General features: G+C 67.2%; 17 protein-coding genes and 2 pseudogenes. 5 read left to right on the top strand and 14 right to left on the bottom strand.

The genetic code is table 11. The features are described 5' to 3' along the window. Positions 1–136 precede the first annotated feature (136 nt). Positions 137–619 carry a transposase gene (locus ACFVGY_RS26820; RefSeq protein WP_385681569.1) on the bottom strand — a complete coding sequence of 161 codons (483 nt, stop codon included), beginning with the start codon at positions 617–619 and terminating at the stop codon, positions 137–139. A 307-nt stretch (positions 620–926) separates the two neighbouring features. Then, positions 927–1,445, bottom strand: coding sequence for a hypothetical protein (locus ACFVGY_RS26815; protein ID WP_385681567.1), 519 nt, complete (start codon positions 1,443–1,445; stop codon positions 927–929). A 241-nt stretch (positions 1,446–1,686) separates the two neighbouring features. Here ACFVGY_RS26815 and ACFVGY_RS26810 point away from each other — a divergent pair. Beyond that, positions 1,687–1,866 (top strand): annotated as a pseudogene (locus ACFVGY_RS26810) (helix-turn-helix domain-containing protein); the annotation flags it as partial. 30 nt (positions 1,867–1,896) lie between these two features. After that, positions 1,897–2,562, top strand: a complete 666-nt coding sequence (locus tag ACFVGY_RS26805; protein ID WP_385681571.1) for a helix-turn-helix domain-containing protein — start codon at positions 1,897–1,899, stop codon at positions 2,560–2,562. A gap of 336 nt (positions 2,563–2,898) precedes the next feature. On the opposite strand, the gene ACFVGY_RS26800 is transcribed toward ACFVGY_RS26805, so the two are convergent. The 7 genes and pseudogenes from ACFVGY_RS26800 to ACFVGY_RS26770 all read right to left on the bottom strand — a co-directional run bounded on the left by ACFVGY_RS26800 (position 2,899) and on the right by ACFVGY_RS26770 (position 10,041). Continuing rightward, positions 2,899–3,528 (bottom strand): HAD-IA family hydrolase, encoded by a 630-nt coding sequence (locus ACFVGY_RS26800; protein WP_385681565.1) that lies wholly within the window; start codon positions 3,526–3,528, stop codon positions 2,899–2,901. Positions 3,529–3,808: 280 nt separating this feature from the next. Continuing rightward, positions 3,809–5,044, bottom strand: a complete 1,236-nt coding sequence (locus tag ACFVGY_RS26795) for an MAB_1171c family putative transporter (RefSeq protein ID WP_385681563.1) — start codon at positions 5,042–5,044, stop codon at positions 3,809–3,811. Positions 5,045–5,052: 8 nt separating this feature from the next. Continuing rightward, positions 5,053–5,616, bottom strand: a complete 564-nt coding sequence (locus ACFVGY_RS26790) for a hypothetical protein (RefSeq protein ID WP_385681561.1) — start codon at positions 5,614–5,616, stop codon at positions 5,053–5,055. Between the two features lie 195 nt (positions 5,617–5,811). Then, the gene (locus ACFVGY_RS26785; protein ID WP_385681560.1) at positions 5,812–6,303 is read right to left on the bottom strand and encodes a hypothetical protein; all 492 of its coding nucleotides are present in this window, start codon (positions 6,301–6,303) and stop codon (positions 5,812–5,814) included. 273 nt (positions 6,304–6,576) lie between these two features. Next, positions 6,577–7,751, bottom strand: a pseudogene (locus ACFVGY_RS26780) (IS110 family transposase); the annotation flags it as partial. 191 nt (positions 7,752–7,942) lie between these two features. Then, on the bottom strand, positions 7,943–8,746 hold the full coding sequence (locus ACFVGY_RS26775) for a CPBP family intramembrane glutamic endopeptidase (RefSeq protein WP_385681558.1): 804 nt from the start codon (positions 8,744–8,746) through the stop codon (positions 7,943–7,945). Further along, complete coding sequence (locus tag ACFVGY_RS26770; protein WP_385681556.1) at positions 8,743–10,041, bottom strand: DHH family phosphoesterase; 1,299 nt, start codon at positions 10,039–10,041, stop codon at positions 8,743–8,745. The genes ACFVGY_RS26775 and ACFVGY_RS26770 overlap by 4 nt, the downstream gene beginning before the upstream one ends. A gap of 293 nt (positions 10,042–10,334) precedes the next feature. Between ACFVGY_RS26770 and ACFVGY_RS26765 the strand changes: the two genes are divergently transcribed. Further along, positions 10,335–10,670, top strand: coding sequence for an Lsr2 family protein (locus ACFVGY_RS26765; protein WP_385681554.1), 336 nt, complete (start codon positions 10,335–10,337; stop codon positions 10,668–10,670). Between the two features lie 301 nt (positions 10,671–10,971). Here ACFVGY_RS26765 and ACFVGY_RS26760 read toward each other — a convergent pair whose 3' ends face one another. Beyond that, the gene (locus ACFVGY_RS26760; protein ID WP_385681552.1) at positions 10,972–11,562 is read right to left on the bottom strand and encodes a hypothetical protein; all 591 of its coding nucleotides are present in this window, start codon (positions 11,560–11,562) and stop codon (positions 10,972–10,974) included. A gap of 2,220 nt (positions 11,563–13,782) precedes the next feature. Here ACFVGY_RS26760 and ACFVGY_RS26755 point away from each other — a divergent pair. Further along, complete coding sequence (locus ACFVGY_RS26755) at positions 13,783–14,205, top strand: hypothetical protein (RefSeq protein WP_385681550.1); 423 nt, start codon at positions 13,783–13,785, stop codon at positions 14,203–14,205. A gap of 58 nt (positions 14,206–14,263) precedes the next feature. After that, the gene (locus ACFVGY_RS26750; RefSeq protein WP_385681549.1) at positions 14,264–15,562 is read left to right on the top strand and encodes a hypothetical protein; all 1,299 of its coding nucleotides are present in this window, start codon (positions 14,264–14,266) and stop codon (positions 15,560–15,562) included. Between the two features lie 1,519 nt (positions 15,563–17,081). Here the strand turns inward: ACFVGY_RS26750 and ACFVGY_RS26745 are convergent. From ACFVGY_RS26745 to ACFVGY_RS26730, 4 genes are all read right to left on the bottom strand, one after another. Next, a complete protein-coding gene (locus ACFVGY_RS26745) occupies positions 17,082–17,507 on the bottom strand; it encodes an NUDIX domain-containing protein (RefSeq protein ID WP_042813583.1) in 426 nt (141 codons plus the stop codon). A gap of 97 nt (positions 17,508–17,604) precedes the next feature. After that, entirely contained in the window at positions 17,605–18,393 is a 789-nt protein-coding gene (locus ACFVGY_RS26740; RefSeq protein WP_385681547.1) for an SDR family NAD(P)-dependent oxidoreductase, read from the bottom strand. After that, positions 18,390–19,436, bottom strand: a complete 1,047-nt coding sequence (locus ACFVGY_RS26735; protein ID WP_385681545.1) for a hypothetical protein — start codon at positions 19,434–19,436, stop codon at positions 18,390–18,392. The genes ACFVGY_RS26740 and ACFVGY_RS26735 overlap by 4 nt, the downstream gene beginning before the upstream one ends. Then, on the bottom strand, positions 19,433–21,325 hold the full coding sequence (locus tag ACFVGY_RS26730) for a nucleotidyltransferase domain-containing protein (protein WP_385681543.1): 1,893 nt from the start codon (positions 21,323–21,325) through the stop codon (positions 19,433–19,435). The genes ACFVGY_RS26735 and ACFVGY_RS26730 overlap by 4 nt, the downstream gene beginning before the upstream one ends. Positions 21,326–21,678: the final 353 nt, after the last annotated feature.

Here is a 21,678-nt window from a genome sequence, read left to right as displayed (position 1 = left end):
AGGACCGGAACGAACTGCGGGCTGTCGCCGGCCTGTCCGGGCGTGAGGACGAACGCCAGCGGGCGGCAGCGCCTATCGGCCGCAAGATGGATCTTGCTGGTCAGCCCGCCCCGGGAACGCCCCAGCTCAGCGGCTTTCAGCCGGGCCCGGTGCCGTCGGCGGCGCTCCCGCCGCTCGGCCCGGGCCGGATCATCCGGGCCGCCGTCTTGGGAGGTATGCCCCTTTGCTGGAGCCCCTTTTCCTCCTCGACGGCCTTCTCCAGGACTTCGAGCTGGACCGGGTCCAGGGCCATCCCGGCGGCGTGGTGGTGGGCCCGGGCGGTCGCCGAGTCCACACTGACCAGGCCCAGGTCTACCTGGCCTCGGGCGGCGGTCTCGGCGATCATCGCCTCCATCAGGTGCTGGAAGACACCCTGCGTCGCCCAGATCCGGAAGCGGTCGTAGGCACTTTGCCAGGGCCCGAACTCACCCGGCAGGTCACGCCAGGGGCTGCCGGTGCGGAACCGCCACATCACCGCATTGAAGTGTTTCCGCAGGTCGGGTATGGGTCCGACCGCGGCGATCGGGAGGTGGGGCTCGATCAGGGTCCACTGGTCGTCGGTGAGATCGCCTCGTGCCATGACTGACGGCTTATCAAGGCCGGACCTCATCGCGCAGGCGATCTACCGAACTCGTGATCTGGACTCCAGACACTACCTAGGCCGTCAGGGCGGCATCACGGGTTCCACTCCTGGAAGGCGACTGTGTCGAAGATGAACTGCGTGACCTCGCGGGGCTCACCGCCAGGCGTCACCCGGGACCGACCCGGATCAGCTGTGCCGACCCCTCCTCGTTGCGAGGATGCAGCGCCGTAACAGCGTCAGAGATCAGGCGACCCCGCCAGCAGCCTGGCCGGCGGGGTCGGCTGACGTACAAGATCGTGACCCCTCACGCCGCATCAGCCTCATCGGACTCACCTCGGCCAAACAGGAATCCGCGGACCTCGCCGTTCTTCATCATGTCCTGCAGATGCACCAAGAACACCGCGCGCTGCGTGGCCCGGCGATCGGCCAAGGGCTCGTACTCGCGCAGCACCTTCAGGTTGACGACCCAGCCGTTCTCCCGAGAGATGGCCTGGTCAAGCTGCGAGTCCGGCACGACGTCCATCCCAGTGAAGTCGTGGTCGAACTCGGAAGCGACGTCCAGGTGTTGGTTCGGCCCGTCGACGTAGAGCGTGTCAACGCCGACCTGCCGGCCGGCCTCGTCGAACGCCACGAGGAACACGCGGTCTGCCCGGGTGGTGTTGTCGACGTGGACCGCTGCGACGTTGGCATCAGCGAGGAAGCTCGTCTCCTCGAACCGCTCGCACACGCGGGCACGAGCCTCGTAGCACCACATGATGCGCCGGGCTTCGTTGAAACCTTTGAACTCGCCAGAGTTGGACACCTCTGGGTGAGAGTGGATCATCGGTGGGATCCTTCCAGGTTCCTGGGCCGTTGCATGACCGGGTCCGGTGGACCCGCCTTGTACAGGGCGGGTAGTTCAGCGATGGACTAACCACAGGGCATAGGATCGACGCGCGAGCAGAGCCCCACCATCAGGTGCGATACAGAAACGTACGGTAGATGCATGGATCGATCAAGCCGGTTTCCGTTAGGGTTGTCTCATCACCACCCGAGGTCTGGACCGCCAAGTCGCAGGAGTTCATGTGCCACGTCAATTCGACGGCAGCCGAGTGCGAGCTGTCAGACGGGGCAAGGAGCTCAGCCAGAAGGAGTTGGGCGCGAGAGTAGGCGTCCGCGGCCCCACCGTGGCGCGATGGGAAAGCGGCGAGGAGTTCCCCAAGGGGGAGAAACTCCCGGGGATCGCGTCGGCACTCGGTCAGGACCTTGACGTCCTCTTTCCCTACGACGGGCCCGTGGACCTGCAGTTGCTCCGCTGCGACGCCGGCCTCAGCGTGGCGCAGGCCTCCGATGCCATCAACGCCAGTCGCGTGCCGTTGAGCAACGCGGAGTCCGGCAGGCGTCGGCTCCAGGACGCCTACGTGGGACCTCTGTCGCACGCCTACGGGGTGACGACGGAAGAGCTGCTGGCCGCGCAGGACGTCTCGTTCGGGCTCCGCAGGGCGCGGCCGCCGAGGGAAGCTCGTCCGTCTGCACCTCGCACCGTCGGCGAGAAGATCAACTATCTGCTGGAGCACGGGTACGCGGGCCGGACGCCTCCGTCCAACGAGCAGATCGCGCAGGCCGTCAACGAGCACAGCGGCACGACGCACATGACTGCCGATGACATCGCCACGCTGCGTTCGGGCGCCCCGACGACTGCCTCGGGCGCAGTACGTGCCGGCCTGGCCCATGCTCTCCAGGTCGACATCGCCCTCTTCCAGAACGACGCCGAGTTGAGCCCTGCGGCCGGTGAATTCCTCGAAGCCATCCGCTTCCTGGGGTCGATCCACCAGGGCCAGATCCTCGGCCTCGCCGCCCGGGGCAACCAGGCGGGGCTGTCGGCCGACATGATGGCCAAGATCAACGAAGTCGTCGGAGAGCTGAAGAACAAGCTGCCGGGCGAGCAGAGCGAGCAGTGACGCCGGCGCCACGCCTTGACAGCGCCGCCGAGCCGTCCACCCCTGGCCATGGCCATGGCAGAGCGGGCCGCTTGCCGCTCTCGGCCTGACGCCCTTTGCGGCTGGGCTGCAGCTCGGGGCACGCCCCATGCAGCCTGTCGAGGTAACCGACGGCCGGGCTTCGTCCGGTGGCGGAACGCCACCTTCCGCGTACCGGATGCGGTCCCGCTGTCCTGACGCCCACGACCAGGATCCCGAGCCGCACCGGCACAACGCAGATCCCCGGCTGTTGACCACCTCGCAGTGAGGTGGTCAACAGCCGGGGACGGCCGGACCAGGCGCCTGCTCGGGGGACGGCTACGGCGCGGCGGTGAGGTCCACGCCCAGCAGGTTCGACAGGTCGTCCACCGTCTGCTTGGGGTCCTTGTTGTGCACCCCCGCGAAACCGAGCTGCTCCGCCGCCTGGACGTACGCCTCGGTGTCGTCCACGAAGACGCACTGCTCGGCAGGCATCTCCATGAGCTTGAGCGTGATCTCGAAGAGCTCGGGGTCGGGCTTGCGCAGCTGGTGGTGCTCGGAGATCACCACGACGTCGTACAGCTTCTCGAGGTCGTAGCCGTCGTAGAGGTCCCAGGGCGCGAGGCCCACCGAGTTGGACAGGATGCCCACCTTGATCCCCGCTCGCCGCGCCGCGGCGGCCGCGTTGATCAGCAGCGGCTCCGGACGCAGGCCTCCGAAGATCCTGCCCATCAGGTTGTCGGGAGAGACGCCCAGCTTCTTGCCGGCGAACGCGTTCCACTCGGTCTGGCTGACCGCTCCGCGCTCGAGGTCGCTGGTGATCCGGACACCCTCTTCGTCCTGGTACAGGGCCGAGATGCATGCACCCTGGGGAAGCCCTTCACGCTGCTCGAAGGCGAGCACCACGGGCAGGAGCGGTGTGGTGAGCACGCCTCCGAAGTCGAGGACGAGGCCGGTGTGCTGAGACATGCAGGAACTCCAGTGCTGAGAATCTGGGCGCCGCCCGTACGGGACAGCGTTCCGGCCCCGGCATACGCGTGGCGGCGACAGCGCCTGCGCTTCGCTTTCCAGGGTCGGCGGTATTTACAGGGCGGAAGACGATGCCACCCACTGTCTGGCCCACGGTACCGGTACCAGCCACCTCTTTGCGGGACGGGCGGCCCCGCCCGAATTCGAAGGGCGGCAATGGCACCTGTGGGCTGTTTTCTATTTCACGCGACCTCCCAATTGAGTCGACTTCTTCAGCGTTTTACGCGTCCGGTTCAAGACTCAGCTCCGCAGACTGCTCCAGAAGCTCTTGAGCGTCGCCCGGGGTGATGACCGCGTAGGCCTTGCTCACTCGCACGAGCCAAGCCGCCTCGCTGTTCGTGTCGACGAAAGGTTTCTCCTGGAGCGGGCCCGTCGCGTATTGGCTGGGCTTCGTGGTGGCAGCGGCACGGAGCGCCGCGGCGATCCAGTACGCCTCGGCGCCCGGCTCGGGGTCGGGGTGCGACGCGGCTGCCTCCTCAGCAGCCCACAGGAGCGTCTCCGGGGCGTAGTACCGGAGCTTCTCGCAGGCATCAGCGATGTCCTGGGTCCATCGGTCCAGGCGGACATCGCTGGGGACCCGCATGTGGATCAGCTCGGCCAGGCGCGACCCGGGCGGGTAGAGACTCGTTCCGGGGAAAGCCTTCACCAGGTCGAACCAGAGCGGGTGAAGCCGGTAGAGGGTCTTCCATGTCTTCCAGCGAGCAGCAACGACGCTGGTGGTGGGGATGCTCGCGCCTACGGCCACGATCAGGAAGAGCAGGTTCATCCACATCGCCGTGAGATCAATGAGCATCTCCATTGTGGAATGACTCAGCGGGAAAAATACCGCCGTCCACACGATGACGATTCGGGCCGTCGTGTGGAGGAGCCCCATCCACATCGAGATTCCCATGAGCCTGAGACCGATTCGCATACTGATCGTCTCGGCTTCTCGCGCCCCCCGCGACCACTGGTAGCCGCAGACGGCGGTTGTGACGAGCGGGAAGAAGTAGAAGACGCTCATATACGCAGCGGCACCCAATTCCCCTGCATGATCGCTGAGGAAGTCTTCGCTTTGCCGCCGGCGGTCCACAACGGTGAAAAAGAGAATGGTGAGCAGGGTCACGCCGATCGCGCCCACCGGGTAGGAGGCACGGGCGATCCAGCGCGACACCGTGACGTGTCGTGGCACCACGGCTGCGGAGCTCTTGCCGTAGCTGGTCGCAACGTACGTCAAGGACGCGATGATGGCGGCGGTGCTGGCGAAGTGTCTCAGGAGAGCGTTCAGATCGATCACGGGGATGCGGTCCACGGCCTGCATCGCTGCTGGTGTGTAGAGCCACAAGGCCACGGAGAATCCGGCGTAGCCGCCCCAGAGGGCTCGGCGGTGCGCGTCACCGTACCGGACGGCGGGGAATCGCCAGACGGCTATGAGGGTCATCACGGCCGCGGTCAGGTACCTGAAGAAGTGGAGCATGCCGTCCGTTATTCGTTTTTGGGGCCACGCCGCGGCGGAGCAACCGGGTGGGAGAGCGAGGACTCCAAGAGGCTGACCATGTCGTCGCCGGCCAACGGCTGACGGCGGGCCAACCGCTTGATCAGGGACGCCGACAACTCGGCCTGCTGCTCCTCCGGGCTGTCGTAGTTCACGCGGCCTTGGACCAGAGCCAGGGGGAATCGACGAAGGACTTCCTCCCGGATGTGCTCAGGGACGTATCGCTCGACCTCTTCATCGTTCAGGGTGCTCCCGTGGTCCAGCCACTCGTGCGCCAGCTCATGAAGGATGATGTGCTCGGTCTGGTTCCGGCTGGACCGGCGCCGGTAGAGCACGACCGTGAACTCCGGCGTCCTGACTCGAAGGCCGCAGGCTGTGCCCAGCCCTCCATCCGGGTCGTCAAAAGGCACCAGCCGAATCTGACGCTTCAGCGCATGCTCCATGTTTCGGACCAGCGCCTCGACACTGAAGGGAGTGGGCACAGGCAGATCGGCAAGCAGCTTCTCGCATTCCTTCAAGAGGGCGCGCCGCGAAGGGTCCCTGCGCCACTGCATGACTGCTCTCGCGAGGTGCATCGGCGTTCTACCGCCTGGTTCTGCACGCAACCCGCCACTCTCCCCGCTCCGGGCGGTCCCCCGTAGAGCAGCCCACCTCATCGCCCCGTCCCCCTCGCCCCTGCCCCGTTTGCTTTCGGAGCTCCAACCCGCCCCGCGCTCAGTCATGCGTCGGCAGGCTGAGCCAAGTAGTCGTCAGACTTTTCGCGTGTGCAGTGAACCCTCGCTTCGCTGCCCAGCGTGACGACGTGTGGTGACCATGTGCAGCACGTCGTAGACGACGTCCAGCACCATTGCCACGGCATTCACCGCCCGCCCGGGTGTCTGCTTGACCGCGCCGCCCCGCTGCGCCGCGCAGACCGCGACGGCAGCGGTGCAGAGACAGAACAGGCCCATGCCTATCGGTAGACCCAAGACGCCAGCGTGCGGTTCCATGAAGTACGGGATTTCAGTGACAATCTCGAACGCAACGGTGAACGCGAAGGCCAACGCGATGACGGCGCCCGTGAACGCCCGGGTAACAGTGCGGTGGACTGGTCGTGGTCCACGGACACTGCGCGGGTGGAAGATGTCGTCAAACGGCTGCGCCCGGCGCTTGGCTTTCTCAACGATGTTCCCGGCCGCCCGGCGTACGGCACGGTGGCTGACCGTATGCCCCTTGCCGACGCGGCGAACTTTCCACCGCATGTACTGGCCTTACCCCCCGTTGCGGAACAGAACAGCATGGCCGGGTCAACCAAAGGTGTTGATCATCCAGCCCACTTGAGAGTCCGTACGATATCCCTACGCACAACGATCCTGTCAAGTCGATTGCATTTACGGTGCGTTCGGGTGTAGGCGGGATCTGCGCTCACCGTATGGGGCTGCCGACGGCGAGCGCCGCGGGCACCATCGTCGAGGGGTACTCGGCGTGGTGACGTTCGACTGCGGCGAGGGTGGCTTGAGGAGTCCTGGATTTCAGAAGGTGCCGTCTCGGAGCATGGCGAACAGGACGCTGATGCGTTGGCGGGCGAGGCGGAGGAGGGCTCGGGTGTGCGTCTTGCCGCGGGCTCTTTGCCGGTCGTCGTAGGTGCGTGAGGCCGGGTCGGTGTTCATGCGGGCGAACGCGGAGAGGAACATCGGCGTTTGAGCCGGCGGTTTCCTTCTCTTGGGGCGTGTTCGCCGTGGATCGGGGTCCCCGGCGACCTGGTCGTGGGAGCGAGGCCGGCGTAGGAAGCGAGGTGGGCGGCACTGGGGAAGCCATGCCGTCGCCGACGGTGACCAGCAGGACGGCGGCGATCCTGACTCCGACTCCGGGCATCGAGGCCAGGACCGGCAGGGTGCCGATCTGGGCTTCCAGTGCCCGGCGCTGTTCGTGGACCGCGGCAAGCGAGCGGGCCGGCGAGGGGATGACCACGCCGAGGTGCCCGTTCCCGGAACCACTACGGTCTGCTCGTCGAGGGCGTCGAAGACGTCCTCGATCAGCCGGGTGGCCATGCGCGGAGCCTTGGGCCGGATCAGCTCGACGAGTCTGCGGCGGCCGGCCTTGCGCAGTGCGGCCGGGGATCCGTAGCGCTCGAGGAGCCAGGTGACGGCAGGGTGGTCCGGCCGTAGACCCAGGACCCGCTTGCAGTCATGCGTGGAACTGGATGAGCAGGCCGCGTATCCGGTCGCTGGTGCGGGTGGCTTCTGCGGCGAGGTCCTGGCCAAAGCCATTCAGGACGCTGAGCTCGGCGGTGATTTCGTCGGGCAGCGCGAGCGAGCGCAGGCTGTGCGGCTGCGGCATGATCCGGGCCGCATCCGCGATCACTACCGCGTCCTTCGCATCGGCTTTCGCCTCGCACGGGTAGAGGTCGGCGATCCGCCGCATGGCGAGTCCGGGCAGGTAGGCGACTTCCCAGCCGGCGTCGCGGGCGACGGTCAGGGGCAGGGCGCCGATCGAGGCGGGCTACCACGATGACCAGGACGGTGGCGAACTTGGCCTTGAGCTCTTCGAAGACGGCGCGCAGCTTCGGTTCGCTGTTGTGCATCGGCATGTCGAAGACCTTCTTCCCGGCCGGGGTGAGCCCGTGGCGGCGGTGGGCGGTCTTGAGGACGTCGGCTCGGCGTCCGGCGAGGCGGAGGAGGGCTTGGGCGTGGTGCCCTCCTTGACTGATCTTCTTGTCGCAGTAGGTGCGGGAGGTCGGGTTGGCCGGGGCAGCGAACGAAGAGAGTGAGAAGGCCGGTTTGAGCGCTGGATCCGTCGCCGACGTCGATGGGGATCCGTGCTTCGGTCCTGACGCCGATCCCCCGGCATGGACGTCAGGACCTTGGCGACATCGTTTTCAGAAGAGGCTGAGTACCTCGCTCACTGCATCGCGGACTCGCCTCCCGAGGCCTTGAGCGCGCCCGGCGCAGTCAAGCCGGCGACCCGCCGGTAGAGCCCAAAGGCACAGCCGGCGAAAGCCAGGTACAGGAGCGCCGCGGAGACGGGGTTCGCCAGAGGGAAGAGCACCTGTGCCGGGACAAGGGCGGCAGCGAGGTTGAAGCCCAGGTGCAGGAGCACACAGGGCCATAGCACGCGCGTGTGCTCGTAGATCAGGGCCAGGAGCACCGCCAATGGCAGGGTCGAGGCGAACTGCACGGCGTTGCCGTGCAGCAGGCCGAACACCAGGGCGGTGACCAGCGTGGAAGCGAGGATGCCCACCCGCTTGCGCAGCAAGGGGTAGACCAGTCCCCGGAACAGGGCCTCCTCGCCCGCAGGAGCCGCGACCATGGCGAGCAGCAGGGTCGTCAGCACTCCGGCCGCGTGCCTCGTCTGGTTCGACGCGTCGAAGCCCGTGGAACCGGTCGTGGCGTAGATCCACAAGGCCATCGACTGCCCGGCGAGGAATGCCAGAACCGCGCAGCCGACGGCGGTCCACCCGAAGCGCGGAACTTCAACGCGCGGCCGCGGGGCCGGCGCATGCGCGAGCCACTGGGGCCGCTGGATCCTCACTGAGCCGACCAGGATGACAACAAGCATGCCCAGGACGCAGGTCGCGACGATCGGCTCTCCGATGAGGCGGACTGCGACGGTGCCCAGACCGAGGTAGACCGCGACGACGGCGAACGGCACGAGGGCGCACCACCCGATGCCGAGCAGACGCGAAGTGGTCGGTGGCGTCGTCATGGTCTCCTCCTGTACGGGCTCAAGCGCCCGTGGTGATCTGTTTCGATCTCGACGACCGGCGTGGTGAAGCCGTGCCCGAAGGGCTTGAGGCCCTCGGTCCGGCGCACCAGCTCGAACAGCGGCCGCAGGTCTTGAGGGCCGGCGTCGCAGTCGGCGTCCGGGCCGAGCACGAGATCGCCTTTTGGGCCATCGGTGCTGACAGCGAGCAGGGCAACCCGGGCGGTCTCCTGCAGCACGGCGACCAGGTGGCCCAGCTTCTCGGCCTTCGCGACGCGAAGGACGCGGGCCCGCTGGTGTCCGATGGCGCTGAGACCGTCGTGCTGCTCCAGGCTGGTGATGATGTCGAACCACCTCGGCGCGCGGCCGGAACCGCTGACGAAATCGTCGGGGTCGGCGGGCCGGTTGACGACGACGACCGGGTGGCCGTTGAACCCCATCATCCGGTTGGCCAGCAATCCGTACATGCCCGGGGGGCGCCCGAGAGGTACACCCGCGGGGCCAGAGGCCGGTCCCCGGCGGTGGGTTCTTCCGAAGCCGAAGAAGCCCTCGTCGCGGTCGTCGACGTCTCGGATCCTGCCGACCCGGGCGAAGGTCTTCAGCACGATCGCGAAGCCCTCGAAGCCCCGGTAGCAGACCGGGTGATGCGGCTCGGTGCGCAGCGGCTGCATCCGTATCGACTGCTCGATGTCGGTGGCATCGGGGTCGGAGTCGAACCCACCCCAGGGATGAGGGATGGTCTTCGGCGTGGCGACGCGCAGCAGGCGGGCAATCGAGATCGCATCGCGCACCAGCCGGCGGTTCTCGTACAGCACGGGCATGACGTCGGAGACAGTGCCGAGCCCGGCGAACAGACGCAGCAGGCGGATCTCCCAGAGCTTCTCGGGCCGGTGCACGCGGGTGTATGCCCCGATCACCTGGTAGAGGACGTGGGCACCGCAGACCCCGGTGTGGGCGTAGGTCTCGTCGATCCGGCACGGGTCGACAGTGGTGTCCGCGGTCGAGCCCGGCGCGAGTTCCTCGTGGTGGTCGGTCAGCAACGTCGTCCAGCCCGGGGCACGCGCGGCGGCGACACCGCGGGGGGAGTCTCCGGCGTAGCAGGTGAGCAGAGCCCGGGTATCAGGCCACTTCGCATGGATCTCGGCGACGTCCTCGGGCGCGAGCTCGTGGCCGCGGCGGTCGTCGGGCAGGTGCCGCTCGACGTCGAAGCCGAGCTCGGACAGCCCTGCGTAGCCGAGGACGCCAGAGGAGGTGCCGTCGATGTCGACTCGTTCTCCTTCAGGTACTGATCCGACCATCCTGTGCGCTGACACAGCAGCGTGAAGAGGTCGATGTCCTCGTCGGTGAGCGAGTGGTCGTCGGCGGCATGAAGCGTGGACATGGTGGAGGCCCTCTCGATGGGGTCGCTGGTCGGTGGAGAACGAGGTACGAGACGCCCTTTCAACGTTGCTGCGATTTTAGCAGTACCAGTCACTTCTTCTGCCAATTCACCAGCATCTTTGAGTCTCATTCGGGTTCCAAATGGCGCACTTATATCGAATGAGTTCGACAGGCTTTCCAAAGTCCTTGCACATCGGCTACTCTCACCGGTATGGCTATTCGAAGCATTGTCGAGTCAGATCTCAGCGGTAAGCCGGATGCGGCTACCGTGACCTTCGGCCTGGGAGACACCTGGTACGAAGTCGACCTCACAGCTGAGGAGAAGAAGGGCCTTGAGGCTGCGCTGAAGTCGTACCTGGAGGTCAGCCGGAAAGCCGGGAAGCCTGCGCCCAAGAAGCGAGTCGTACCTGAGACGACTGCCGAGGAGCGAGACAAGATCCGCGAGTGGGCCAAGGAAGAGGGCTACGAGTTCGCGGATCGGGGGCGCATCCCGAAGGGGATCATGAAGGCCTACGACGAGGCTCACGGCATCGATCGGAGCAACTAGCGCCGAGCCTGATGTTCGCCTCCTGGCCGATTTCTCTCATTCACCCCCGATGGGCCCTGCAGCACACTGCAGGGCCCATCGCGCGTCTTCAGACCGGATGGATCACATGGGTCGTCTTGGTCCCCGCAGCTCACACTCGAGCCCTGCAGCGGATGGTGCCGTGTGAGAAGTGCCCCGGTGCATCCGGCATGAGCTGCTCCTGGCTTCGCTTCGGGCATCCGGGCTTCCGGCAGAGGCCGAGGAAGGCCGTGCACAGCACCTGAGCCCCGGCCTCGCGGAAGACCTGGGCGGCGTCGACCACCTACCTCCTGGTTCCGCTGGAATCCGCCTGCTCCCGGGCCGACCAGTCGGCGGGAAAGATGACGATCTCCGAGCCTGCGTCCCGCCACATCGGTTCCGCCCTCGTGTCAGCCCCCTTGGGACAGTGCCCCGAAAGAAGCACCGGCCGGGTGACGTTCTTGGGCCCCCAGCCGCGCCCGGCGTCGTCGAATGTCTCAGGCATGCTTTTCGCCTCGTTCCAGCTGCGGGAACCGGTGACCAGGACGACGTGCGAGAACGATTCTGGAATCATTTCAGCAATCATTGGAGTCTCCTCTCCTGGTGACTCGGCGGTCTCCACAGCTGGAGTCGAGAGCCGCGGTCCTGGCGTCTGTGCAGGCGCGGCGGCCTGCGTGCCGCTGCCCCATTCCGGCCGCCCGGTACTGGACCCGATCACGGCCAGGTCCTTCTCCCGCTGGAGCTCGACGCGAAACCGATCGTCACCACGCATCGGCATGAGGTGGACGATGTACATCCCGTCACCGCTGCGGGGGATGTTCACGGTGACGACCGTGCTGTTCTCGTCGTCGGTTGAGTCGACGTCGTCGACGTCCCCGACTTCGCCGGAGCGCATCCTCGGCGACGGCTTCGCTGTTTGACTTCTACAACTTCGGCACGCAGCGGGCTCCTCCATCGCAGGACGAGTTCAGGCCGGGGCCATGTCGTGGTGTGCCTCTTCGTGGACTCGAGTGGAGTAGCGACCATCGAGTGCGGACCCCGGTGGGGTCCGTGCGATCTCGATGTTCAGCCCAGCTCCCGCGCCGGCCCTGCCGACTGACGACCCGGAAGATCCGCTGGAGTGATCCACCCCTGGCCGGATCGCACTGCGAGCCACCGCGCGGAGCGTCACTTCTCGCCTGAGCCAGGCGCTGCGCGCCTGCCTATCCACTGCTGCACCCTTCGCCCCTGTCCGCACGTCTGTGGACAGGGGCGGCGGGGCAGTGTTGGGGTTCGTCTCTCAAGCGCAGGGCTGACCTAGCCAGAGGGAGCGCCGGCGACCGACGGACCGGCGAGCTAAGCGACCGGTGGAACCCGTCGGCTATGCCTGACACGTCATCGGAGCGCAGTGAAGAGGCCGAGCGGAGCGAGGGTCCGCAGGACACGTGTTATCAAGTTCCCTTATGCCCTTTCACTTCCTTGTCGCCGTCCCCGTGTTCCACGGCTGGAGCATTCGCGGAAGCCTGGAACATCAGGGGAAACGGTCCGTACCCTCTCGACTCGTACCCCTCCCCCCTTCCGTGCAGCGGGGGTACGGGTCTGGCCGTTTCGCCTGGTCATCACACCTTCTGGCTGTACTGCTGTTTCGTCGTTCGGGATACGGCCGTACCCCCGTGCCGATCCGTCCTCGTGAGGCACGAACGAGGCGGGGTACGGGTCTGCTCCCGAGGGGGCACAGCCCCGGCTCATCACCTTGCTGCCGCAGGCGGCACAGCCCTCGCCCAGCAGCGGATCCGGCCTCTCGCGACGCCGTCGCTTCGGCTGTGGACAACGCTCTGCTTCATCGCCCGCTGCTGACGGCGTAGCCGGCCTCGCACCATCGTGTTGCGCTGGTTGCACCAACCTGGATTTGCTGTGCTCCGGTCGTTGCTCCGGTGCTGCCGCGGCAGCGTGCCAGCACGTCACGCACCGCGTCCGAGGCGGGCGTTCGGCACTACCTCGTCGACACACGATCCGGCCCCGGGCCGTGTTTCGTTTCGCGCTTGCGCGGCGAGCCCGGGGCGGTCTCTCGTGGATGCATCAGAAGAAGAGAGCCCCGGCTGCTGCGACCATCTGCCCATCGGGCACAGCGAGCAGCTCGAGGGGTATCGGAACGTTGTCGTCTTCCTCCAGGGGGTGCCTCCGCAGCAATGCCTCCGAGCCTCTTCCACCCCACGGCCCATGCTGCGCAAGCACGTCGTTCCTCGCACGCTCGCTGGGTGTGGGGGCCTGCTCCCCCCTTCGACCCTTCTCTCTCTGCGCAACCGTGTCGGCTCGATGACGCCCCTGTGCCGACCGCCGCACCAGCGCTGTGCCGGTGTCTCGCTGACAACTGTGCTGGCCACGCTCCGCCAGCGGTCCGTGACCGTGTCAACGTACGCGCCGGATGGCTTTGGCAAGGGGCGCGGTCAGGCCTCGCGGCCCCGTGAATCAGCGCTTCCCTCGCGTCTCTGCGGTGACCCATCGGAACACGCAGGGGCCGCGACTGGGACACGTATAAGACACCGACTGCTGCTGCTGTGTCTCTCAGAGTCCCGCGCGTGTCCGCACAGCATCTCGCGCGCGCTCCCACAGTGCCGCCCCGGTGTCGCACATGGTGCCCTCGGAGGACACATCTGCGCCGGGGAGCCGGGTGGTGTCTCTCAGGAGGCACGGTCGGGATACCAGTGGGAGCTTACGTGTGCCCTCGTGCGGCTCCCCCGAGACCACGCCCTGACGCCGGGTGTCTCACAGGTGTCCCGCGGGAGCCCTTGTTGCGTTGCATGTAGGACTCATGGGCGCACGGCGCCGTCGGCTTCCGCCCAGTCGTCTCCGGCAGCGGCACTGCGGCGTCTCGCAGGTGTCCCTGCCAGAGACGACTGGGGACATCAATGGCACCCAACTCGCGTATCAAGTGGGACTTGCATGGGGCTCGATAGGGACACTAGGGTTGACTCATAGTGATTCGCATTCGAGTGGAAACATGAAGGGTGGTGAGTCCATGTGACAGGGCGAGAGACATCCGGCGAACGACCGAATGGAGTGCAGGGGCGAGTGGCAGGGCGAGGTGAGTGCAATGGCGAATCGGCCAGGTGAACCTCGCAAGGTCCGCTGGACCGTGCCCGCTGCCGACACCTCGGTGATCGAGTGGCTCGATCAGCAGGAGAACATCTCGCAGTCGCTGCGACTGCTCATTCGGGAGTCCATTCAGCGCGACGGATACGTCGACGTCTACTACAAGCCCGTCGAGCAGCTGCCGCGTCGCGGCCGGCCGCCGCTGGAGAGCACCGAGCAGCGCGAGGACGACGAGGCGGTCACCGAGCGCCGTCCGGCCGCCATGCCTGTTCAGCCACAGCCCGTGGGCGCCGACCAGGCCGACGCCGTCGTCGAGAAGACAGCACCAGCGCCGGTAGCCCAACCCGAGCCGGTTCCGACACCTGTTGAGACGGTCGAGGGTCCTGCGGTAAGGGCACCCAGCCCAACCCCGGAGCCGCCGAAGCAGGCCTCCATTGACGAAATCATGGCGAGTACTCGGCGCTGAGTGGCGCGGTGAATTTCATTTTCCAGGCAGACAACACAGACACTGAGGGACCGAATTCATGAGCGCCAACAGCAACGACATCATCACCCTCACCGGCGGCATCGACGTCGGCAACGGCTACGTCAAGGGCGTCATCCAGAATACGAAGCGGGAGATCTTCGACGAGATCGATCTGCCCAGCGCAGTCGTCTCGACTTCCCGCACCTCGCCGAAGGTGCCGCTCCCCGACGCGGATGCGGCCTCCGTGATGGCCGGCGACTTCTACAACCAGCTCGACTGCTCGCTCACCACAACCCTGGTAGCGGCGTCGGACCGCCGAATCTTCGGCCGGGCAGCACTGAGCGTGCGCGGCTCGAAGTTCACCGAGTTCGAGGTACTGGGCAAGCACTCCAAGGCTGATCAGGAGCTGAGCAAGGTCCTGGTCCTGGGTACCTTCGCCGCGAAGGCCCTGCGCGACTACGTCCGCGAGAACGGCGCGCTGCCCGATCACGAGCTGCGCGTGCAGGTGCGCGCCGGCCTGGCGCTGCCGATCTCCGAGTTCGTCGCGCGCCGCCACGCCTACGCCGCAGAGTTCATCGGTCTGCTGGGCAGCACCGACCCCGCGGTGCACCTGGTGACGATCAAGAACTTCAGCACCCCGGTCTCGGTGCGCCTGCAGTTCGTCGACGTTCAGGTGATGGCCGAGGGTGCCTCCGCGCAGTTCGCCATCACCGACAAGGGCGAGCCGCTGGCCCAGGCTCTTCTCGATGATCTGCGCACTCGCGACGCCTCCGTCGTGGAAGGGGTCTCGGCCTCCGATCTGGTGGCGGTGCAGAACACCATCGGCGTCGACGTCGGTGAGGGCACCGTGAACTTCCCGGTCTTCACCGATGGGCGGTTCAACCCCGAGGCGGCAGCCACGCTCGACGAGGGCTACGGCACCGCGCTGATGAACGCCATGGAGCGCATGAGTGAGTCGGACGCCACGCTGCAGTTCTCCTCACGCAAGCAGCTGGCGGACTTCCTCCACGCAAAGCCGTCTGTGCTGGTGAAGAATCGTCACCAGCGCGCCGCCGGCTTCGTCGAGGACGAGGCCAGCTACCTGGTCGAGGAGATCGCCTCCTCCTTCGGCGACGTCCTCTCCCAGGCCGGTGCGACGACCGAGGTCGTCTACGTCTACGGCGGCGGCTCGGGCCCCATCAAGCACCTGCTGCACCCTGCGCTTCTGAAGGCGGCCGGCGATGTGCCCGTGCTCTACCTCGACTCGAGCTACTCGCGGCACCTGAACCGCGAGGGCCTGTACATCGCGGCACGGCACGTCGAGCAGCAGGCCCTCGCCGCGAAGCCCGCGGGCAAGCACAGTAAGGAGGTGGCCTGATATGTGAAGCATCGGACGCGACCTCGAAGGCCGAGGTCGAAGAGATCAGTCGTCCGAACGCTGATACGCCCTGCCACACGAGGACGCTGCGTCTCCGCGGGTTCTGTTTCGCGAGCAGGCCCGGCTGAATCCGCTCGGGTCGGATGAGGAGCTTTCCAAGCATGGCGTGCAGGTCCCGGACCAGGTGCTCGAGGTACGGGAGCCGCAGACCCGGCGCTACCCGCGGGCAGCGGGCAGCGGGCAGCGGGCAGCGGGCAGCGGGCAGCGGGTGACGGCCAAACGCGCACGCCGAAGAGGTACTTCGCGACCCGCGCCTGATCGTGGGCATCGAAACAGGGCAGGTAGGAGGAGGCGCTCGGGGCCTGACGATCTCCCCCGGACGAGGTGATGGATTCGTCAGCGAGACTCCCGGCGCTGCTCTGCAGCGGAGCGCCTGGCTCACGGCTGTACTCCTGGCGTGGACGTGATCTTCCGAAGGCCAGACCGGATCAGCTCCGCTGATCATGCAGAAGAGAAGAGCCTGGCGCAGTTGCCGGCCACCGTTCGAGAAGAGACCACTCGGGCTTGCTGTGACGGAGCCGCTCGGTCATGGTGGCCGACACCTCGGAACACTCGCCGCCCTCGGCGGCCGTGCTCCACGTGGTGCCGGGCGCGCGGTTGTTTTTCGGAGGCGCCGTGGCGTCAGAACGGAGGGCAGTAGCGGCGACCGGCGCACACGTGCGCGGCGGTCTCGGCTCCCGCCTCCCACGGGGCGTTGTCGCACCGGCTGTGTCCGGTGATCCCGTTCGTGGACCGGTCAAAGCGGGTGATCAGGCCGTGGTCTTCGCACGAGCCGCACAGCGGTTCCGGGGCGTGCGGAGTCCTGCCGGACACGCGTGACGACGGGGCCGGGCGGTGGCGAGATCGACTTTCCGGCCTCGGGCGGCCTGGTACGTGCGCGCCTGCTGCCAGGGCAGTTCGACGAGCAGGTCCTTCGGCCCCTCGTCTATGGTCACGGGCGGAGTTGACAGGTAGTGGTTCAGCGAGCCTTCGGGGGCCTGGGCCAGCCGGGTCCTCAACGAGGTCGTCCGGCTTCGTCAGCCAGGAGAGGAACACCTCGGCGTTGTCAGTGCAGTTCCGTGGTACGGATGCTGGAGTGCACGGGCCGGCACAGGACACGGCAAGGCGGTAGCCGCTCATGGAGTCGGCCAGGCCGACTCCTGGCGGAACGAGGATGTTCTTCGACGTCAGATCCGGATCAGCTCTGCTGATCCCTTGTGCTCACGGCCTTCACGGGGCGAGTAAGGCGAGCCACGAAGAAGAAAAACAGCACCCCGGCGCCGCGGTTGCCCGAAGGCAGCGCGCGCACCGGGGTGCTGGAGTGGTTGGAGCTGCATAGATCTCCAGGGACACGCCTCAGGGATCATCCGCAGCGCTCAGGAGTCGAACCTGTTCCGTGGTCGGTCTGCACGGTGTGCCCACTGGCGTACGCCGAGGATCAGCCAGCGCACTGCGGATGAGAACCGCTCCGTGCAGAGCTTCACGCCCATTCGGACATGACCTTCTGGATCAGGGGCAGCACCGTGGGGGGCTGGAGGTTGAGGGTGGCCAGGGCCTCGGGGGTGGTGAGGGGGGTCTCGACGAGTTCGTAGGTGCCGCGATCGGCACGCGTGAACTCGCTGCCGGTACGGTCGTCGAAGGCCCAGGTGCGGACCTCGGCGAGATAGATGTGCTGGATCTCTTCGCGTTCGGTGTCGGCGAGAGTGCCCAGCAGCCGGACGATGTGAGCCTTCCCGGCAATCTCCTCGTGGATCTCACGGTGGAGAGCCGCTTCCGGTGTGGGGTCGCCGTCCTCGATGCCGCCGCCGACGAGGACGTGGTAGACGTCGCGGCCGGGGATGGTGCGGCGGATGATGAGCATGGTGCGGGCCGGTGTGATCAGGACGGCACGGACGCGTTCTTTCACTGTGTCTCCTCAGGCGTTGCTGTCGAGGAGATCAGTTCATCATCCGGCCGCCATCACCGTGGAGAATTCGACCGGTGGTGAACCCGGCCGAAGGAGATCAGCTCATCACCCACCCGCCATCAACGTGGAGGCTCTGACCGGTGATGAACCCGGCCGCAGGACTTGCCAGGAAGGCGACAGCGGCGGCCACGTCCTCCGGCCGACCGCGGCGGGGAACGCACTGGCGGGCGATCTGGTGCTCGGGGGACACCCGGGCGGCGGGCGGGAGGGCATTTTCGGCAGGAACCTGGATCGCTCCGGGCAGGACCGAGTTGACGGTGATCCCGCCCACGCCGACATCGCGGGCCAGGGACCGGGTCAGTCCGATCATCGCGGCCTTGGCCGTGGCGTAAGGGGTGAGCTGGCGACGGCCCACGAGGGCGTTGATCGAGCCGATGTTCACGATCCTGCCCCACTGGCGTGCCGTCATGCTCGCGGTGACAGCCTGGCACAGGCGGCGCGGAGCGTGGAGGTTGACGGCGAGGGACTGCTCCCAGTCGGCCTCGTTCAGGTCTTCCCAGGCGATACGGGGGTAGGCGCCGGCGTTGTTGATCAGGATGTCGACGGGTGCCAGGGCGTCCGTGACGGTGGTGATCAGGGCGGCCGGGAACTTCGGATCGGTGAGATCACCGGAGACGGCGATGCCTCGGGTGGGCAGCTGGTCCAGGAGGTCGGCGGCGGCAGCGTCCTCGTCGTAATGGGCGACGGCGACGTGGGCGCCGGCGGTGGCGAGGGCACGGCAGATCGCGGTGCCGATGCCACCGGTGGCTCCGGTGACCAGAGCAGTTCGGCCGAGCAGGGGTCGGGCGCTCAGCGACTGATCAGTGATGGAGAGGGCGGGGTTCACGGGAGCTCCGTTTCGAGTGTGTGCTGAGTGAAGAACTCGGTGGCGTTGCTGCTCGGCTGATGGAGTTCGGCAGCTTTGATCAGCGTCAGGAGGGTGTCGGTCGTCGTGATCGGCCAGGGACGGACGACACCGAGGACGCGGAGGGTGAGGAAGGGGCGCAAGTCGTGCCAGGGGATGTCGGGCAGGGCTCGCAGGGCGGTGGTGAGGGCGGCTCGGCGGCCGGGGCCGGTGTTCCAGCGGTAGTGGATGTCGAGGTGGCGGAGTCGGGGGTGGTGGTCCAGGTGGGTGATCCGCGGGGTCGTGAGGGGCGGGAGGGCGAGGCGCATGGTGCGCTGGTAGGTGTCGGGTTGATAGGTGGGGACGAGCCAGCCGCCCAGGCCCATCAGGTACCAGAGGAGGTTGGCGGCTTCGCCCGGAAGGGTGTTGAGGCCGGCGAGTGCGAAGTCGAGCCAGCACAGGGGGTCGGCGATGTTGGGCTCGGTGGGGTCTCCCTGAGTGAGTCCGCACACCCAGCTGCTGTCCGGTGTCAGGATCTGGCGGGTGGTACGGACGATGTCGGGGAGGTCGATGGTGAGCGGCCGGCCGTTGACGGTGATCGTGTGGTCGGCGAGGTCGGCCACAGTGAGAGCGGGAACGTTTCCTCCGGCCGGAACGACGGAGTGGCCGGGGTTCAGGTACCAGCGGTCCAGGCGTCCACCGGGCCGGATGCGGTCGGCGTAGAGGGTGGGAACGCAGCTGCTCAGGGGGTATCGGCGTTCGTGCGTGAAAGCGGTGGTCAGGTCGTGACACACGGCTTCAACGAGCTTGACGAGACGGGGTATGTGGCGCGGGTCGCGGTCGGCGAGGGCGATGAGGTCGCCGAGGAGGAGTTCGCACCGTCCCTGAGCGAACACGTCGTCGAAGACCACCTGGCTGCCGTCCGGCCCGCGAAGACCATGGAGGCGGGGAACGGAGAGGCGGTGTTCGATCAGGCGGTGGCCACGAACCTCCCCAATCGCGGCGGTGCGATTGGGGAAGTCCTTCGCGAAGACTGCGTCGGTCACTGCTCCACTCCGTTCATGGTGTCGTCCCACAGGTCGAGGATGATCCGGGCGACCTTGAGGGCGGCGGCCTGGTCGGTACGGGCGGTGCGGGCCAGGGAGGTGTCGTGGCCGTGGGCGCCGAGGAGCGTGGTCAGGGCGTCCTCGTCGGCGGAGACCGGTACGCGGCGGAACTCCAACTGCACCTTCGCGGACAGCGCCGTCACCTTGTAGAGGGCGTGCAGATCACCGGCGCCTGCGAGGATCTGGCGGCGGATGTCGAAGGTTGCCTGGACCCCGTTCATGACGGTGGCGGCCACGATGGCGGCCGGGTCCGGAGCGGGGAGCCGCAGGCCGTTTCGGACCCACAGCGGGGTGATGGCACCGGCACCGATCTGGGCCAGCACGTGCTGGAGTCGAACGGACACATTGCCGGTGCGACATTCGGCGAGAGTGACGACGCTGACGCCGACCTTGACGCCCTCCAGGTCGGCGCGGAGTTCGGCCAGCACGTCGGCGAGGGGACCCAAACGGGCGTTGTCGGCGACGACGAGCACGTCGAGGTCACTCCACCCGCTCTGGTACCTGCCCTTGGCGGCGGACCCGGTGACGGCCAGCAGGTCCACCACCGGGTCAGCGCCGCCGGTGGTGCGGTCCAGCAGCTTGTGCAGGTAGGACTCCAGGCTGATCGGGAGGCCCAGCATGTTCACGGGCTGCGTCTCCGGGTGCCGTGCGGGCCAGTGGTGATCGAGGACCAGCGCGTCCAAGCAGCGCTCCAGGCGGAGCCGTGTACCGGAGTTGTCGATCACCCGGTCCGCGATGCCCGCGATCCTGTCCGCGCCTCGACTCTCCTTGACGAGGTCGCGCACGGCCACGTCGTCGGCTCCGGTTTCGCTGCGTGCGCGGCGGGCCGCCATAGGCGTGTCGAGGTATGTGACGGTGACCTGCCGTCCGAGCAGTCGTCGCAGTGCGGCGGTGGACTCCAAGGAGTGCAGCGACTCGATCGTCACGTCGGTCAGGTAGTAGTGGGCCGTCAGGTAGCGATCCAGGGCGTCGACGATCAACTCGGCCTGGACGTCCTCCGTGACCGCGTACGGGTCGGGAAGGCCGGCGTGCGCGGCGGCGGTGGCGAGCAGCCACCCGATCTTGAGGCGGGCGTGGCCGTGTCGCATGCGCAGGTACTCGCCGGCGCTGCTCTTGCCGCTCTCGGACAGCCCGGCGAGCGCGATGACCTGCACCCCGTCCAGGGCACGGGCAGGGACGGCCGGGTGCCGCGGGTGCAGCAGACGCCGGATGTCCCGCTGCACCTCGACGATGGAGCGGCCACCGATCAGCACCGTGTGCGAGAAGCGGCCCTCTTCGGTGGCCATGACGTGGAGTCGTTCGTGCAGGGCCCGCTGGTAGCGGTCGTAGGGCGGGGTGACGCTCGCCTGATGGGCGAGGCTGTGGGTCACGTTCTTGTCGATCTCGTTGGAGAACGCCAGGTAGAGGGAGAGCTCAGCGTTCTCGGCGACGCGAAGGTCCGTGGCCCACGGTTCGAGCAGGGCCCGTGCGCGGTCGGCCGCCGCCGGGGCGGCCAGGTTCTCGCGGACGGCAACGGTCGCGGCGACCGACGCCTCCAGCATGGGGATGCCCCGGTCGAACAGTCGCAGGCTCCCGACGCCGGGGGCGGCGGATCGCGCGAGGTAAGAAGACGCCAGGACGTCCACGAACTCCTCGATGCGGCTCTTCTCGAACCACCACCCGGCCATGTCGCCCTGGATGTTGGTCCATCGAGAGTCGTGGTCGTGCAGGGCGCCGGCGAGCGCCGCAGCCGGACCGATCCGGCGGCCCAGCAGGCCGATCTGCGTGGTCTTACCCGTGTTGTCGGCCCCGCTGAACGCGACCGACAACTTCGTGGACTCGTGATTCATCAGGTTTCTCCTCCTACTGCGCGGGCAGCACAAAGCGCTGCCCACTACATGGGTGTTCAGGGAAAGGGGTTCAAGTGCGGGATCCGGCCTGGTCGCGGCCAACCCCGATGGGTTCAACACAAAGCCAGTCGGGCCGTTTTGCCACACGCTCGCTACCGAATCCGACGGCTTCGAGATGCGCACCACCGGCCGTACAGAGCCTCGAACTTCACCGAACCGACTACTGCCAGGTTCTGGCCGAGACCTGTCTGGGCCGCGCCAACGATTCGCCCCGCTGTCCGTTGTTCGGAGCGTTCGGCATGAGTTCTTCTCCTCGGATACAGCAAAGCGCCCGGATCGACGACGTCGTCCGA

The sequence above is a fragment of the Streptomyces sp. NPDC127106 genome, assembly GCF_042677605.1.
Lineage (GTDB): Bacteria > Actinomycetota > Actinomycetes > Streptomycetales > Streptomycetaceae > Streptomyces.
Note: the sequence above shows the minus strand (reverse complement) of the source record. Positions and strands in the feature narration are given on the sequence as shown.

Coding starts and splice junctions, on each gene's coding strand:
- ACFVGY_RS26750 (WP_385681549.1), top strand. CDS start 14,264: ATGAGCGCCAACAGCAACGACATCATCACCCTCACCGGCGGCATCGAC.
- ACFVGY_RS26765 (WP_385681554.1), top strand. CDS start 10,335: ATGGCTATTCGAAGCATTGTCGAGTCAGATCTCAGCGGTAAGCCGGAT.
- ACFVGY_RS26820 (WP_385681569.1), bottom strand. CDS start 619: ATGGCACGAGGCGATCTCACCGACGACCAGTGGACCCTGATCGAGCCC.
- ACFVGY_RS26790 (WP_385681561.1), bottom strand. CDS start 5,616: ATGCAGTGGCGCAGGGACCCTTCGCGGCGCGCCCTCTTGAAGGAATGC.
- ACFVGY_RS26800 (WP_385681565.1), bottom strand. CDS start 3,528: ATGTCTCAGCACACCGGCCTCGTCCTCGACTTCGGAGGCGTGCTCACC.
- ACFVGY_RS26815 (WP_385681567.1), bottom strand. CDS start 1,445: ATGATCCACTCTCACCCAGAGGTGTCCAACTCTGGCGAGTTCAAAGGT.
- ACFVGY_RS26760 (WP_385681552.1), bottom strand. CDS start 11,562: ATGCGCTCCGGCGAAGTCGGGGACGTCGACGACGTCGACTCAACCGAC.
- ACFVGY_RS26770 (WP_385681556.1), bottom strand. CDS start 10,041: ATGGTCGGATCAGTACCTGAAGGAGAACGAGTCGACATCGACGGCACC.
- ACFVGY_RS26795 (WP_385681563.1), bottom strand. CDS start 5,044: ATGCTCCACTTCTTCAGGTACCTGACCGCGGCCGTGATGACCCTCATA.
- ACFVGY_RS26785 (WP_385681560.1), bottom strand. CDS start 6,303: ATGCGGTGGAAAGTTCGCCGCGTCGGCAAGGGGCATACGGTCAGCCAC.
- ACFVGY_RS26775 (WP_385681558.1), bottom strand. CDS start 8,746: ATGACGACGCCACCGACCACTTCGCGTCTGCTCGGCATCGGGTGGTGC.
- ACFVGY_RS26730 (WP_385681543.1), bottom strand. CDS start 21,325: ATGAATCACGAGTCCACGAAGTTGTCGGTCGCGTTCAGCGGGGCCGAC.